The organism is Idiomarina rhizosphaerae (assembly GCF_024159085.1).
GTDB classification, from domain to species: Bacteria; Pseudomonadota; Gammaproteobacteria; order Enterobacterales; family Alteromonadaceae; genus Idiomarina; species Idiomarina rhizosphaerae.
Genome location: NZ_JAMZDE010000003.1, coordinates 18,348 through 32,981 on the forward strand (window position 1 = coordinate 18,348; position 14,634 = coordinate 32,981).

Here is a 14,634-nt window from a genome sequence, read left to right on the forward strand (position 1 = left end):
GCGTTAAACCCTTATAGGAATTCGTCACCGCCACCGCCGCCAAGCATAATTTCACCTGCGTCAGCTAAACGGCGCGCCGCTGCCAGAATATCTTTCTGCGCTGCTTCTACATCGCTAATACGAATCGGTCCCATGGCTTCAAGGTCATCACGCAGCATATCGCCAGCACGTTTCGACATGTTCTTGAATATTTTTTCCTGAACCGCATCGTCCGCACCTTTCATCGCTTTCTGCAAGGTTTCACCTTCCACTTCACGCAGCAAGGCCTGTATACCACGGTCGTCGACTTCCACCAGGTTTTCGAACACAAACATTAAGTCCTGAATACTCTGACTCATCTCTTCGTCCTGCTCGCGGATAGAGTCCATTAACTGACCTTCGATGTTGGTATCCAGGTAGTTCATAATATTGGCTGCCGCTTTCAGGCCGCCCATCTTCGCCGCCTGAGCACCAGCCTGACCGGCGAATTGTTTTTCCATAATTTCGTTCAGTTCCTGCAAAGCTGCTGGCTGAACTTCTTCTAAGTTGGCTATTCGCATCATTAAGTCCAGACGTACTTTGTCCGGGAACTGCGCCATAATTTCCGCGCTTTGCTCAGGGTCAAGGTAAGACAGGACAATGGTCTGGATCTGCGGGTGTTCGTTACGAATAATAGTGGCTACCTGTTTAGAGTCCATCCACTTCAGTGAATCCAGACCTTTCGAGCCGCCGCCCATAACAATCTGTTCAATCAGGTTACCGGCTTTGTCCTCACCCAGAGCTGAGGTCAATGCCTTACGCACAAACTCTTCACTCTTGAAGCCAATATTGGTGAACTTCTGAATGTCTTCCAGGAACAAATGGTGCACAGCGTTCACTTTGTCCTGGTTAAAGTCCTCCAGGCTAGCCATTGCCATACCCACTTTCTGCACCTGTTTAGGTTCCAGGTGTTTCAGAATCTGAGCCGCATCTTCTTCCGATAAGCTAAGCAGTAAAATAGCCGCTTTCTCAACACCTTCTAAAGTGTCGACATCAAATTCAACCTTACCGCGCTTGGTTCTAGTATCTTGATCAGGCATCTTCGTTCAACCACGCTTTAACCACTTGTGAGGACAGTTCAGGCTCGTTGGCAACCAACGCGCGAACCGCTTTTAACAAGTCTTCATCTTTGTGCAGATCCGGTAGTTGCAAGCTGCCATCAGCCCCAAACCCAACTGCACTCTCATCAAACTGTGAGGATAACAGATCAATGGTTTCATCGCCCATCGATTCCTCATCGGAAAACGCATCGGCATCATCTTCCACACCCGATTCCGGATTCATCAGTTTCTTCAGCATTGGACGCACCACGGCCAGAATCAATACCATAATAACCAAAGCGCCCATCACCAGACGGAAAGCACGCCAGAACCAAGGCTCTTCCCATATTGGCGTTTCGCCAGCACCTAAGTCGGGCAGTTGCGCGAAGGGTACCGATACGACTTCAATGCTGTCACCACGATTAATATCAAAGCCTAAGCCACCTTGCAGCAAACGGCGAATATCCGCTATTTCTTCTGCGCTACGCGGTTGCATTTCGGTTTCACCCGCAGCGTTAGTTACCTTTTCGTAGTCAATAGCAACAGAAACACTCAGGCGTTCGACGGTACCAGTTTGGCTACGCGTATAACTTACCGAGTTATCAAGCTCATAATTTCGGGTTGCTTCACGATGAGTACTACCCGTAGCACCGCCGCCGGCAGTGCCATCTCCAGCTTCTTCAGGAATGTCTGAATCCAGTGGAGGTTGATTTGTCAACGCGCCCGGAATACCGCCAATTGCACTACCCATCGAGCGGTTTTCAACTGTCATTTCACTGCGAATGGCTGGCATATCAGGATTAAACTGCCGCTGTGTTTCTTCACGCTGAGTAAAGTCCATGGTCACATCAGCCTGAGCGGTATAATTGTCGTACCCCAATACGGGAATCAAAATACTGTCTATTTTCTGCAGATAGGCTTCTTCACGTTTTTGTTCAATTTGGTATTCGCGCGAACTTTTCGCCGCCAACGCACTTTGTGAACCAGAGTTGAGCAGGCGTCCGGCCTGGTCAGTTACGGTTACGTTCTCGGTATTCAGGCCGGTAACGGATGACGCGACCATATCCACAATTGACGCGACTTCTTCTTCACTGAGCGAGCTTCCACCTCGTACATTCAGCATAACAGACGCTTTAGGCTGTTTCTCGCGACGGGCAAAAACATTTTCTTTAGGTACGGCGAGTAACACTCTGGCAGCAGACACTTTTTTGATTTCTTCAATAGCTCGTGCCAGCTGAACTTCACGAGAATGAATGAGACGCTCACGCTCCAGTCGCTGACTAACGCCAAAGCCTGGTTCACTCATTAATATTTCTGAACCGTTATTGGTCGAATTACCGTAATCAACACCCGCGCGGGTTAGCTGCAACTTAATAGCGTCGTAATTTTCTTCCGGCACGGAAACGGTGTTGCCTTCCACTTGGTATTCAATCGCATTGGCATCCATATAATCGAGTGTGCTGATCAACTCCTGAGTTTCCAGCTGGCCCAAAGGCCGGTAGGTTGACTCCTGCGCCCACAACATAATGAACACTGCAATGGCCACACAAATAGCCAAAGCCAATACCACAATGACCTGACGCAGCATGTCAAAGTTGCCTAACATCGTCATGATGCCGGTTTTCTCACTGCCGTCATCGTTACCTGAACTGTTGTTATCAGGTAAGTCAGTATCTTGTACCATTAAATCTGTTGATTCAGCCACGACTTATATCTCCAATGATGCAGCGGTTATACCGGCATTGACATTATTTCTTTGTACGCTTCAACCACTTTGTTGCGCACCTGAACCGTTGCCTCAAACGCTATGCTCGACTTTTGACTGGCAATCATGGTTTGCTCCAGGGTGACATTCGGGTCACCAAGCTCCATGCGAGTTTTTAAATCACCGGAGGTTTGCTGCAGTTCGTTGACGTTATCCAATGCATTTTTCAGCATATTGGAAAAATCAGCTTGAGCGGTATTGCCTTGCAGGGCGTTCACATTCGTAGGCTGATCACGCTGAGAAGCCTGCGTAGCCATAGACTGTAACTGTTGGTAAAGTGCGTTTGCTTCCACTTTCATAATTAACCCCGTCAAAAATTCATCACTGACTTTATTTAAGGTTAGTTATGCAAACAAAGTGCCAACTTTTAATCGCGGCGGTGAGGTACAAAGAAAAGCCCTGAGAAACAGGGCTAATGGTAATGGAAGAGGTATTTCAAGACCGTATTATGAGCCGGTCAGAGTCAGCCCCTGTTCCCGAATTTTCGCAAGCTTGTAGCGCAACGTGCGTGGACTAATCCCAAGCTCATCGGCAACAGGCTGGCGTTTCCCCTGATGCCGTTGCAGCGCCTCTTTGATAATTTGGTATTCCTGATGGAAAAGTGACTCATCGAGGTTTTCTGACTTATCTTCTGGCGTCTGGACTTGCTCCGGAAACACGCTAACGGTTTCCGCAACGTCGTTCAGTTCCAGCATAAGATCCTGCGGCTGAATCTCTCCATCGCGATGCAGAACCAGAGCTCTTTGCACCACATTTTCCAGCTCGCGAACATTGCCCGGCCAGGAATAACGCATTAACTGCTGCTCTGCTGCAGCGGAAAAATTGACAGGCGTTTTAATACCAGAGCGCTGTTTATGTCGCTGCAGTAAGTTCTCTGCCAGAGGAACAATGTCCGCAGGCCGTTCACGTAAAGACTTCCAGTGCAGCGGAAACACGTTTAGCCGGTACATTAAGTCTTCACGTAATAGTCCTTCGCGCACCGCTTGCTGTAAATCCCGGTTAGAGGTAGCTATTAAACGGACATCCAACTGTATAGTTTTACGTGACCCCAAACGTTCGACCTGACGCTCCTGAATCACCCTTAACAGCTTAGCCTGTAAGTGCATGGCCATTTCAGTAACTTCATCCAACAACAGAGTACCGCCCTGCGCCAGCTCAAATTTACCAGGCGATGACTGATTCGCGCCGGTAAAGGCCCCTTTCTCATAACCAAACAACATCGATTCCAGCATGTTTTCCGGTATAGCAGCGCAGTTAATTGCAATAAAAGGCCCGTCTGAACGGTCAGAATGCTGGTGAATATAACGCGCCAGCACTTCTTTACCGGTGCCACTTGGTCCGGTGACCATAACGCTCGCTTCACTGGCAGCGACTTTTCGTGCCATAGCCAATACAGCCTGGCTGGAATCTTCTTCTGCTACCGGTTCAATGTCGTTAATAGCCCCATCCGGTAAATAACGTTGAACCAGTGTTTGTAGCTTTTCAATTGAGAATGGCTTAGTCAGATAATCGACAGCGCCTTCGCGCATAGCAACAACTGCATCATCCACCTTGGCAAAGGCCGTCATCATAATAACCGGAATATCGTATTGCTGATTATTCATGCTGCGCAAAAGTTGTAAGCCATCAATTCCCGGCATTTGCACATCACTGATAACCAGTGCCACCGATTCCTTTTTCAGAATAAGCAAGGCTTCTTCGCCGTTGGCTGCTTCAAGGCACTGACAGTCAGCCAGTTCCAGTGTATCGATAATTGCTTCACGCAGCGATACGTCATCTTCAACAACCAATACCTGTCGCTCAGCCATAACGTACCTCTTTCATTTTATTCTCTGACCATTCATATACCGGCAATGACAAGGTAAAACGGCAGCCTTTATCTGGCTGACTTTCCCAGTCAATTAAGCCGTTATGTGCTTTTATCACGGTTTGGACAACCGCCAGACCTAAGCCGGTTCCATTAGACTTTTCAGTAAAAAATGGGGTGAATACACTGTCTTGTTTTTCGGCCGGAATGCCGCAGCCGGAATCGATAACAGAAACTTTCCAGCTACCGCCATCAACATCGGTTTTCAGCAACACTTCCTGTCCAGGCTGGCTGGCATCAACTGCGTTGTTAACCAAATTCTGTATTGCCCCAACTAATGCGGTCTGATTGGCTCGCAACACCACACCCAAGTTTGGATCATTACAATGAATTTTCACCTGATGCTGCTCGGCATAACTCTCTGTATTCATTAACACCTGCTGGATCAAGCTATTGGTACTGAGTTCTTCCAGCATGGGTTGCTCACCACTTTTGGCAAACAACAGCATGTCATTGACCTGTTGTTCCAGCGAGTGCAGGCGGGAAAGTAATTTGTCAGAGAAACGCTGTTGTTTAGCCGCTGAAATCGTGCCCTGCTTTAGGTTTTGCGCATAAAGAATAGCGGCAGAGAGTGGCGTTCTTATCTGATGTGCCAGCGAAGCCACCATTTTTCCCATCGAAGACAAGCGCTGCAAATGACTAATACGATTCTGCAGACGCCTGGTCTCAGTTAAGTCTGTCAGGACAATAAGCTGTCCTGGTTTTTCGTTCACAACCGAAGTATCTAAACGAACCCGTCGCCCGTTACGCAGAGACACTTCGTGCCAGTCATCCGCTTTGGGAGCAAACAGTTCACTTACCAGTTCTCGCCATAGAAATTTTTTAAGAGGGTGTCCTAAAAGGCTGGTGGCATTGTCATTGCAATAATCCACGACCCCATGACTGTCCAATAAAATAACAGCGTTAGGCATGGCATCAATAATTTGATGGTAGGTGGCCATACTGACATCTCCAATTAACAACTATGGAGAAGCTAATGCAAAATAGATGCCAGTATAATTTTCTTTGTTTTCAATAAGCTAAGTTTAACAAAGCGCTGTCAAAAGACTGACGCTTTGAGTTTAATCTTTCTGGATACCGTACTTTTTCATTTTCTCAACTAAGGTTGTGCGGCGCATACTGAGTAAATCGGCCGCTTTAGCAACTACCCAGTCAGATTTATTCAGTGCCTGCGCTATCATCCCCGTTTCTATTTCGGTTAGCATATCTTTCAGATTAACGCCGTCATCGGGCAATTCAGAGTCAATAGCACTATTCGTCTCGTCATCAAGTTCTTCCTCTGACTCGCTGAAAATCGCACTCAGCGCCTCACGCTCCAGCATTTCCTCAGGGTAATCCGGGGTTGGCGCATCGTGTTCCACATGCTGATACTTAGGCGGTAAATCAGGCACATCAACCAGGCTATCGGGGTGCATAATGGTCAGACGTTCTATCAGGTTAGTTAACTCCCTTACATTCCCCGGCCAACGATGATAAGACAGTGACTCCAGTGCCCGCTCGGTAAAGCGTACACCAACACCACGTTCCTTCTTAAAACGCTGGGTCAGCTCCTGTAATAACAGAGGCACATCTTCCTGACGCTCACGCAATGCCGGCATTTCAATTGGAAACACGTTTAAACGGTAATACAAGTCTTCACGGAATTTACCGTCAATGATCATCTGTTCCAGCTCGCGGTGAGTAGCCGCAACCACCCGCACATCTGCAACAATACTTTTGTTGCCACCTACCCGTTCAAAGGTGCGTTCTTGTAGAACCCGTAACAGTTTGACTTGCATGGGCATAGGCATATCGCCAATTTCATCCAGAAACAAGGTGCCACCCTGAGCCAATTCAAAACGACCTTTGCGCGCACCTATAGCACCGGTAAAAGCACCTTTTTCATGCCCGAACAATTCACTTTCCAGCAAGTCTCCCGGAATTGCACCGCAATTTACCGGCACAAAGGGTCCATTGCTGCGACCGGATAAATCATGAATACCGCGGGCCACAACTTCTTTACCCGTTCCTGATTCACCCAGCACTAAGACATTAGCGTCTGATACTGCCACCTGCTCTATCAGCTGACGTACATGTTTCATTGTACGGCCGTTACCCACCAGGGTTTGTTCCAGCTTACCACCGCCCGGATGCCGCTTTCTTGCCGCTTTAGCCGGCATTTGCTGGTGATAGGCCTGACAGTAATGCAGCATATTCGACAAGCTGGAGTAATCGAAAGACTTTTCCAGAGGACCTATGACATTCGCTTTCTGTAAAGCGTTACTCTGGTCGTCAGTAGCACAGATAAAAGGTAGGTGTGGAGCATCGCCGGCTAATTTATGCAGATTCTCGATACCATTACCGGCAATCACACAGAGTGCATCGGCAGCACAAAGCTTTAGAGTGTCTGAGGGAGATATGACTTCAACGGTTTCACCAATAAAGGTTAATACCGTTTCAAAATGCTGACGACGCTCTGGTTGCTGTTCAACCAGGTAGACTATTCTTGTTTTTGTCATAGACGAGTTTACCGCAACGTCCTATTTCACATTTCCTAACACAAACGTTTCACCCGCACTGGACAGATACCACTGTTCTTGTCCATCGACAGTCCGCGACTCTGCGTGTGAAACCCACTGATAGAATACATTGCGATGTACTCTCGCTGTCAATCCTCGTTGCATCACAATGTAGGGCACACCGTTTTTCATTGTGAGCGAATGTTCAGAACTTAATACCAGAGTATCACCGATGTTGGTGGTTAACAGTAATAATTGCTGACCATTCTCTTCTAATTGACGCCAGTCAACGACAACAAAGGGCGTATCTTCAACCGTAATCTTAACTTTTTCGGCTGGTGTTATTAAAAAATACTCACCGTCTTCAACCACTAAAACAGACGCAAAGAGTTTTACCAATGCGGAACGCTTTATTTGGCTCCCCTGATAAAACCAGTCGCCATTTGAGGCAATATGAATAGGGATCTCACCACAATACGGGGGATCCCACAACTCGGTTGGTGCATGTTGGTGTTTTTCTAGTTCAGAAATTAATCGGTTAAGTGACATAAATCGAAACTTAGTCGACCAACTTCTTCTGTCTCAGTAGATACCAAAGCGTCGCTTCAGTACGATTCGATACTTTAATGGCTTTGAATATTGCCGATAAATGCACACGAATAGTGCCTTCGGTAATGCCCAGAATGTTTGCAATTTCTTTATTTGAAAGGCCCTGAGCCAGCAGTTGCATTATTTCCAGCTGTCGCGGTGACAAAAAGCTCTCGGCTCCACTGGACTTGTCTCTTGGTTCATTCAAATGAGGGTCATCAGGAATGTGGCGATCACCATTCAGCAAAGCCCGAATTGCCAGTTTAGCCTGTTCAGCCGAGCTGTCTTTTGGTAAGTAGCTGCGCACTCCGGCAGCCAGTACCTGGCGAACTTCCGAAATTGAGCGTGGGCGCGTAAACAACACGATGTGCGTACGTGGAGCCACTTTTTTCAGACGTTGCAGCGCAGGTCGAATTTCGGCATCCGGTAAATCCATTTCTAAAAAAATCAAATCATAATCATCGGCCGATAAATAACTCTCAGCAACTTCAAACGACTCGGCTTCGTATATCGAAGGCTGATTCGCATAGTTTGTGAGAATTTGTATAAGACCAGCGCGCATAAAAAACTGCGGGTCAATAATTAGAACTTTCATCTTGAGATCCAAAATAACGCTTATTCAATTAACTTTTAGCATACCGAAAATATAACAGACAGCAAGTTTTTTACGGACAATACCGACTTATAAAAAGCTAATGTTAACTTAGTTAACAAAAAAATCAGCCAACGCCTAGTCGCTTGTACAGTAAAAACGCTATAGTGTTGCCCAAGTTATTTTCTACGGAGTTTTATTGTTATGCGACGTATTACCTGCCTGTTTATCGGCCTTAGCTTATCGGCGTCGGCCATTGCCGACACCTTGTATACCAACATGAAAGGCTACACCCTTACCAGCCCCGCTGGCGAACAAGCGGTATTGCAGCAATTTTCAACCATGCTGGTTGAAAATGGAAAAATTCAGGCCATTGGCGGCAACGCACTTGCTGAGCGTTTTACTGACACTGAACAAACCGTTGATATGCAGGGAAAAACCGTTCTTCCGGGGTTAACCGATGCCCACGGACATATCCAGAGTCTGGGCACCAGCTTATTGCAGGTGGATTTACGCGACACCGACTCGGTTTCTGCAGCAGTCAAAAAAGTTCATACCTATGCCGCCAAGCAGCCCAAAATGGAATGGATAACCGGCCGAGGCTGGAATCAGGAGCAGTGGCAACAAAAGGTATTCCCCAGCGCAGAGCATCTAGATGAAGTGGTCAATGACCGTCCGGTTTGGTTAATGCGCGTAGATGCCCACGCGGGCTGGGCTAACAGCGAAGCCTTGCGCCGTGCAGGAATAGATAAAGACACTGTAGCCCCCGAAGGCGGTGAAATTGTTCGTGATGAGCAAGGCAACCCCACCGGTGTACTGGTCGATAATGCAATGCAGTTGGTAGAGGATATTATTCCTGAACCATCGCTTCAGCAGCAACGTGCAGCTTACGAACTCGCTTTTGAGCATTTAGTTAAGCTGGGCATTACCAGTGTCCATGACGCCGGTATTAATGCCGACGAAATTTCCGTTTACAAAGGGTTGCACAATCAGGGGCGTATGCCTCTTCGAGTCTATGGCATGATAGCCGCGACGGAACCTAAACTGGCGCAACTTCTGGCAGAAGGCCCATACGAAAGTGCCGACCAGAAACTGACAATTCGTAGCGTTAAAATATACGCAGACGGCGCTTTAGGCAGCCGCGGTGCGGCTTTGCTGGAAGACTACAGTGACGACCATGGAAACCATGGCCTGATGGTCACTTCAGAGGAAAAAATTCGCGATCTGTACGAGCTTATCATTCCTCATGGCTTCCAGATAAATACTCACGCCATTGGTGACCGGGCAAACCGCGTTGTACTGGATAACCTTGCGGAAGTTTATAATGAACTCGGTGGCCGTAACTTACGTAATCGCATAGAACATGCACAAATTGTGCATCCGGACGACCTGAAACGTTTTAACCAGCTCAATTTGGTAGCTTCCATGCAGCCGACGCACGCCACCAGTGACAAGAATATGGCAGAGGACCGTCTTGGCGCGGCACGTATGGAAGGAGCTTATGCCTGGCAAACACTGCTGGATCAGGGCACGGTCATTGCTGCCGGCTCGGACTTCCCGGTAGAACTGGCTAATCCGTTTTACGGGCTGCACGCAGCGGTTACCCGACAAGATCGTAATGATATGCCAGCCGGAGGTTGGTATGCTGAAGAAAAAATGAGTCTACAGCAAGCGCTGCGCTCCTTTACCATAGATGCCGCTTACAGCGCCTGGCAGGAAAAATCTCTGGGCTCACTGGAACCCGGTAAATGGGCTGATTTTATTGTCGTAGAGCAAGACCCATTTGCCGTCGATGCCAGTGATATCTGGCAAACTCAGGTTGAACAAACTTACGTTGCGGGCGAGCGAGTTTATTAATAGGGACGCATAAGTATGAACGATGACTTTCTGTTTTCTGATGACGAGCCTGATATAGCGGAAGAAGAAGTATCGGAACCGTATAATATTCTCATTGTCGATGACGACGAAGAGATACACACCATTACCAAAATGGCGTTAGGTGAATTTAAACTGGACGGTCGCCCGCTCAAGTTTCACTCGGTTTATTCCGGCAAAGACGCTATCGCGTTTTTACAGGACAACAACAATATCGCCATGATGCTGCTGGACGTAGTAATGGAAACCGATCACGCCGGGCTCGATGTTGCCCAATGGGTACGCGAAACCCGGAAAAACCGGCTAATACGCATTGTTCTGCGAACCGGCCAGCCAGGGCAGGCTCCCGAAGAAGATGTCATTGCCCGTTATGATATTGATGACTATAAAGAAAAAACCGAGCTGACGTACCGTAAGCTGGTTACTTTAATGTATTCCTGCTTGCGGGCTTATCGCGACTTAAACGCCATTGAGCGCAACAAACGCGGACTGGAGAAAGTCATTAATGCATCGGCAGAAGTGTTTTCTGCCCGCTCAATGCAAGCCTTATGTCAGGGCATACTGGAGCAGCTTGTCGCGTTAATTACTCTGTCTGACGACGCCATGTATTGCCGCATTGATGCGCTGACCGCCAGTTCGGATACTGACGACCCGTTTGAAATTATTGGCGGCACTGGCGAATATGAAAAAGCTGTAGGGCAACCCGTACACGGTGAAATTGACTGGAGTATTGTCCGCCCCATGCAGCAAAGCCCGCACAATGTCGATTTTCGTATTGTTGATAGTAATTACTACGGCCTGTACAAAACCAGCAGCTCGCGTCAGTACTTACTCTTTATTCGGGGTGTCCGTGATTTGTCTGAGCTGGATCAAAATCTGCTCGGGCTTTTTGTGAATAATAGCTCCATTGCTATAGATAACCTGCAAGCCACAGAAAACGAGCGGGAAGCGCAACGGGAACTGCTGTATAGCGTTGGTGAAGCCATTGAAAAACACTCCATTGATGAAATTAGCCACCATGTTAAACGTTCCGCTGAAATGGCTGGCCAGCTGGCGATATTCTCAGGCGCAACGCAAGAACAGGCCGAAGCGTTAAAACAAGCTGCATCCGTTTATGATATCGGTAAAGTCTCGGTGCAAATGGAGTTAGCTCAACGTGCGGACGTATTGAGTATCCACGAATATGAAGAAATTATGCAGAAAGTCATTCAGGGCCACGACTATTTACGCCAAACGGACTCAGCAGTAGCTAAAGTCGCGGCTCTTATTGCGCAGGATATTCATGAACGCTGGAATGGTTCCGGCTTTCCCAGTCAGAAATCGGCAAAGGCAATTGACCTTAACGCCCGAATACTGAGTATTACCAGTCACTTTGATGCACTGCGAACGCAGCGCAATTATCGTGATGCAAAAGAATCTGAAGATGCCGCAGATTATCTGTTACAGCACAGCGGCAAGTTCTTTGATCCAGAGCTGGTGGGACTTATGCTGGATAATTTGGATGCGATGGAAAAAATACGTCAGCGCTTCCTGGACAAAAAACAGGATACGCACCTTTAGTCCATTTAAGGAGAGGTCATGGATTTACAAGCAATGCGTCGGGAGTATGGGTTAGGTAGCCTGCACCGCGAGCAACTCGAAACCGACCCGGTGAAGCAATTTGAAAAGTGGATGCAGCAGGCAATAGACAGCAACTTATTGAGTGATCCTACCGCCATGACACTGGCTACAGTGGATGCACAACATATGCCCAGTCAGCGTATCGTGCTGCTTAAAGGTTACGACCATACTGGCTTTCGCTTCTATACCAACAAAAACAGCCACAAAGGCCAGGACATAAACGACAACCCTCAAGTTGCCCTGCACTTCGCCTGGCTGCCCTTAGAACGTCAAATTAGTATTATTGGCAGCGCAGTGCCACTTGGTGATGATGAAAATGACCGTTACTTTCACTCACGCCCGAAAGAGAGTCAGGTTGCGGCGCTCGCGTCACAACAAAGCCGCCCGGTAGAAAGCCGCGACGTGCTGGAAAGCCACTATCAGTCATTACTGAAAGACTATGAGAACACTGAAGTTCCGCGCCCTCAAAGCTGGGGCGGCTACAGTGTTCATCCGCAGCAATTTGAATTCTGGCAAGGCGGTCAGCACCGTTTGCACGACCGCTACCAGTACAGCAAAGACCGGGAAAACTGGCGTATTACCCGTTTACAGCCTTAGGCAAATCGACATCACAGAACTCGGCGCAGCGCTGCAACACTTTTAAAGTAGCGCTGCTGTAGGAAACCCCCTGTTGCAGCTGCTCGCGTTTGCGCTGCTGCGCCGCTTCTCCCGGAATACGCACCGGTTGCTCAGGAACCGCTGGGGCACTTTTACGGCTGTCGGCTAGTAAGTCATCAACCTGCTGTAAAAATTTCTGCTTTTCACCAAAGGCTTCAGGGTCAATCACTTGTACCCATATCGAGTTAGCATCACCGTCATCACTGCCCTGTCTGCGACCGTACTGGCTTAGTGCCATAGACCAAATTTCACTGAACAAAGTGAGCCCGTAGCCTTTATAGCCCAGCTGTTCGCCTCCCAGCGGCGCTATTGAACTGCCCGGTGACTCAAAGAAAGTCAGCGGATCATCCGTCCATTCACCATCAGGCTTTATCAACGCTTTATAAGGCAATCGGGTACCGTTAGCTTTGGCCTGACGCACCTTTCCGGCCGCCGTCATAGAAAAACTGATATCAAACAACAATGGATTATTCGAACTGGGTACACCAACTGCAAAGGGGTTAGGTGAAAACACGGCTTCTTTGCCCCCAAAAGGCGCTACCGCACGCTGTCCGGGAGTCGAGCACATTAAGCTCACGACCAAGCCCTGATCTGTAGCAATGCTTAAATAAGCCGCCAACGCCGCAACATGCTGGCTCCGGCGCACAACAACGGTACCGGTACCGGCTTGCTTCGCCATTTTGCAAGCCGCATCAATAGCCTGCGGTACCACGTAAGGTCCGGGCAAAAACTGTGCGTCCCAGTTAGCTACCGCAGCGCGCTCACGAAGTACCACCGGCTGGCCTTTTGCCAGACTTTTACCGTCGCGCAGCCACTGGCAGTTGTTTAACAGGCGAATTAACCCATGGGTACTAAACCCCAGCAAATCGCCTTCCAGCAGATAGTATCCAACGTTACGTGCCACCTCACCCGAAGCCCCTGCTTCAGTTAAACAGGCACGCGCCCAGTCCGATAATTCTGAATAATCAAAACGTACAACATCAGTGCTCATGAAATTTCCTCTTGGTCACGGCATGCAGGTCGTTTAAGCTACGCATAAGACATTATCAAGGAGTAGAGATTGTGTCATCTGTTAACACAATAAACCGCATAGCCATTATAACCAGTGGTGGCGATGCCCCCGGTATGAACGCTGCACTCCGTGCTGTGGTTCTCGCTGCTGAAAACTATGGAATTGAAGTCATGGGATTTCGCCATGGCTATGAAGGTCTGCTGAATAACGACTTTGTAAAACTGGATCGCGAAGACGTTGAACACATTTTACAATATTCCGGCACCATTATTAAAAGCGCCCGCAGCGAGCGTTTTAAAAGTGAAGAAGGTGGACGGGAAGCCGCGACAAATTTAGACGCACACCAAATTGACGCCTTTATCGTTATAGGCGGCGACGGCTCGTTCCGGGGCGCTGAGCATCTGGCTAATTTCTGGAAAGGGCCTATTGTAGGTATACCCGGCACCATCGATAATGATCTCTTTGGCACGGATAACACTATTGGCTATGACACAGCAGTGGAAACCGCCATGGATGCATTGGATAAAATCCGGGACACTGCTGAGGCCATGGATCGCGTTTTTATCGTTGAGGTTATGGGCCGCAATGCCGGTTATATCGGTATTAGCAGCGCTATGGCAAGCGGTGCCGAACGAATGATTTTACCTGAGTTACAAAAAGATAAGCCCTTAACCGTAGCGGCTTTGGTTAAGCACATTGAGTCAGTACAGCGTGTTCGTGGCAATTCCAGCTACGTTATGGTTTTGTGCGAAAACCAATGGCCCGGTGGTGCGGTTCGACTTGCGGAACAGTTAGAAGATCGTCTTAACTTACCTTGTCGTCCTTGTTTACTCGGCCACGTTCAACGCGGTGGTCGACCTACGGCTATGGATCGTATTTTAGGAACGCGCCTGGGTGTGCATGCGGTTGAACTCGTTCGCCAGGGAAAAACAGCGGTTATGGCCGGTGTTACCGCGAATGAGCTCAGCGAAACACCATTAACTGATACCTGGACAAAACGTAAAAAGCTCAGTGAAGAGCTCATCAACATTCAACAAAGTCTGTTTAATCCGATCAAGAAAGATCGCAATAAATCGACTCAGTAAGAGAGGTCTGTAACGAT

13 protein-coding genes are annotated in these 14,634 nt (G+C 48.3%); 4 read left to right on the forward strand and 9 right to left on the reverse strand.

The window, feature by feature from the left end:
• Window positions 1-11: 11 nt before the first annotated feature.
• The 8 genes from fliG to NJR55_RS02590 form a co-directional block, all read right to left on the reverse strand.
• Window positions 12-1,058, reverse strand: a complete 1,047-nt coding sequence (gene fliG, locus NJR55_RS02555) for a flagellar motor switch protein FliG (RefSeq protein ID WP_011234450.1) — start codon at window positions 1,056-1,058, stop codon at window positions 12-14.
• Entirely contained in the window at window positions 1,051-2,742 is a 1,692-nt protein-coding gene (gene fliF / locus NJR55_RS02560; protein ID WP_253618042.1) for a flagellar basal-body MS-ring/collar protein FliF, read from the reverse strand. The genes fliG and fliF overlap by 8 nt, the downstream gene beginning before the upstream one ends.
• 47 nt (window positions 2,743-2,789) lie before the next feature.
• The gene (gene fliE, locus NJR55_RS02565) at window positions 2,790-3,122 is read right to left on the reverse strand and encodes a flagellar hook-basal body complex protein FliE (RefSeq protein ID WP_011234452.1); all 333 of its coding nucleotides are present in this window, start codon (window positions 3,120-3,122) and stop codon (window positions 2,790-2,792) included.
• A 147-nt stretch (window positions 3,123-3,269) separates the two neighbouring features.
• On the reverse strand, window positions 3,270-4,631 hold the full coding sequence (locus NJR55_RS02570; protein ID WP_253617574.1) for a sigma-54-dependent transcriptional regulator: 1,362 nt from the start codon (window positions 4,629-4,631) through the stop codon (window positions 3,270-3,272).
• A complete protein-coding gene (locus NJR55_RS02575) occupies window positions 4,624-5,631 on the reverse strand; it encodes a sensor histidine kinase (RefSeq protein ID WP_253617575.1) in 1,008 nt (335 codons plus the stop codon). The genes NJR55_RS02570 and NJR55_RS02575 overlap by 8 nt, the downstream gene beginning before the upstream one ends.
• Before the next feature lie 120 nt (window positions 5,632-5,751).
• Entirely contained in the window at window positions 5,752-7,188 is a 1,437-nt protein-coding gene (locus tag NJR55_RS02580) for a sigma-54 dependent transcriptional regulator (protein ID WP_253617576.1), read from the reverse strand.
• Between the two features lie 21 nt (window positions 7,189-7,209).
• Window positions 7,210-7,737: a DUF1285 domain-containing protein gene (locus NJR55_RS02585; protein WP_253617577.1), complete on the reverse strand. Its 528-nt coding sequence runs from the start codon at window positions 7,735-7,737 to the stop codon at window positions 7,210-7,212.
• 10 nt (window positions 7,738-7,747) lie between these two features.
• Window positions 7,748-8,371, reverse strand: a complete 624-nt coding sequence (locus tag NJR55_RS02590) for a LuxR C-terminal-related transcriptional regulator (protein WP_034818127.1) — start codon at window positions 8,369-8,371, stop codon at window positions 7,748-7,750.
• A 201-nt stretch (window positions 8,372-8,572) separates the two neighbouring features.
• Here NJR55_RS02590 and NJR55_RS02595 point away from each other — a divergent pair, with 201 nt between their 5' ends.
• From NJR55_RS02595 to pdxH, 3 genes are read left to right on the forward strand one after another with little or no spacing between them, the layout of a single operon-like run.
• Window positions 8,573-10,225 carry an amidohydrolase gene (locus NJR55_RS02595; RefSeq protein ID WP_253617578.1) on the forward strand — a complete coding sequence of 551 codons (1,653 nt, stop codon included), beginning with the start codon at window positions 8,573-8,575 and terminating at the stop codon, window positions 10,223-10,225.
• 15 nt (window positions 10,226-10,240) lie between these two features.
• Window positions 10,241-11,803, forward strand: a complete 1,563-nt coding sequence (locus tag NJR55_RS02600; RefSeq protein ID WP_253617579.1) for a response regulator — start codon at window positions 10,241-10,243, stop codon at window positions 11,801-11,803.
• Window positions 11,804-11,821: 18 nt separating this feature from the next.
• Window positions 11,822-12,460, forward strand: coding sequence for a pyridoxamine 5'-phosphate oxidase (gene pdxH / locus NJR55_RS02605; RefSeq protein ID WP_253617580.1), 639 nt, complete (start codon window positions 11,822-11,824; stop codon window positions 12,458-12,460).
• Here the strand turns inward: pdxH and NJR55_RS02610 are convergent.
• Window positions 12,441-13,511 carry an Ldh family oxidoreductase gene (locus tag NJR55_RS02610; protein ID WP_253617581.1) on the reverse strand — a complete coding sequence of 357 codons (1,071 nt, stop codon included), beginning with the start codon at window positions 13,509-13,511 and terminating at the stop codon, window positions 12,441-12,443. The two genes, pdxH and NJR55_RS02610, sit on opposite strands and share 20 nt — an antisense overlap.
• 71 nt (window positions 13,512-13,582) lie before the next feature.
• Between NJR55_RS02610 and NJR55_RS02615 the strand changes: the two genes are divergently transcribed.
• Window positions 13,583-14,617: a 6-phosphofructokinase gene (locus NJR55_RS02615; protein ID WP_253617582.1), complete on the forward strand. Its 1,035-nt coding sequence runs from the start codon at window positions 13,583-13,585 to the stop codon at window positions 14,615-14,617.
• The last annotated feature ends 17 nt before the right edge of the window (window positions 14,618-14,634 follow it).

Excerpts from the sequence above, each read along its gene's own strand:
- NJR55_RS02600 (WP_253617579.1), top strand. The coding sequence starts at position 10,241 with ATGAACGATGACTTTCTGTTTTCTGATGACGAGCCTGATATAGCGGAA.
- NJR55_RS02570 (WP_253617574.1), bottom strand. The coding sequence starts at position 4,631 with ATGGCTGAGCGACAGGTATTGGTTGTTGAAGATGACGTATCGCTGCGT.
- pdxH (WP_253617580.1), top strand. The coding sequence starts at position 11,822 with ATGGATTTACAAGCAATGCGTCGGGAGTATGGGTTAGGTAGCCTGCAC.
- fliF (WP_253618042.1), bottom strand. The coding sequence starts at position 2,742 with ATGGTACAAGATACTGACTTACCTGATAACAACAGTTCAGGTAACGAT.
- fliG (WP_011234450.1), bottom strand. The coding sequence starts at position 1,058 with ATGCCTGATCAAGATACTAGAACCAAGCGCGGTAAGGTTGAATTTGAT.
- fliE (WP_011234452.1), bottom strand. The coding sequence starts at position 3,122 with ATGAAAGTGGAAGCAAACGCACTTTACCAACAGTTACAGTCTATGGCT.
- NJR55_RS02610 (WP_253617581.1), bottom strand. The coding sequence starts at position 13,511 with ATGAGCACTGATGTTGTACGTTTTGATTATTCAGAATTATCGGACTGG.
- NJR55_RS02585 (WP_253617577.1), bottom strand. The coding sequence starts at position 7,737 with ATGTCACTTAACCGATTAATTTCTGAACTAGAAAAACACCAACATGCA.
- NJR55_RS02595 (WP_253617578.1), top strand. The coding sequence starts at position 8,573 with ATGCGACGTATTACCTGCCTGTTTATCGGCCTTAGCTTATCGGCGTCG.
- NJR55_RS02580 (WP_253617576.1), bottom strand. The coding sequence starts at position 7,188 with ATGACAAAAACAAGAATAGTCTACCTGGTTGAACAGCAACCAGAGCGT.
- NJR55_RS02575 (WP_253617575.1), bottom strand. The coding sequence starts at position 5,631 with ATGGCCACCTACCATCAAATTATTGATGCCATGCCTAACGCTGTTATT.
- NJR55_RS02590 (WP_034818127.1), bottom strand. The coding sequence starts at position 8,371 with ATGAAAGTTCTAATTATTGACCCGCAGTTTTTTATGCGCGCTGGTCTT.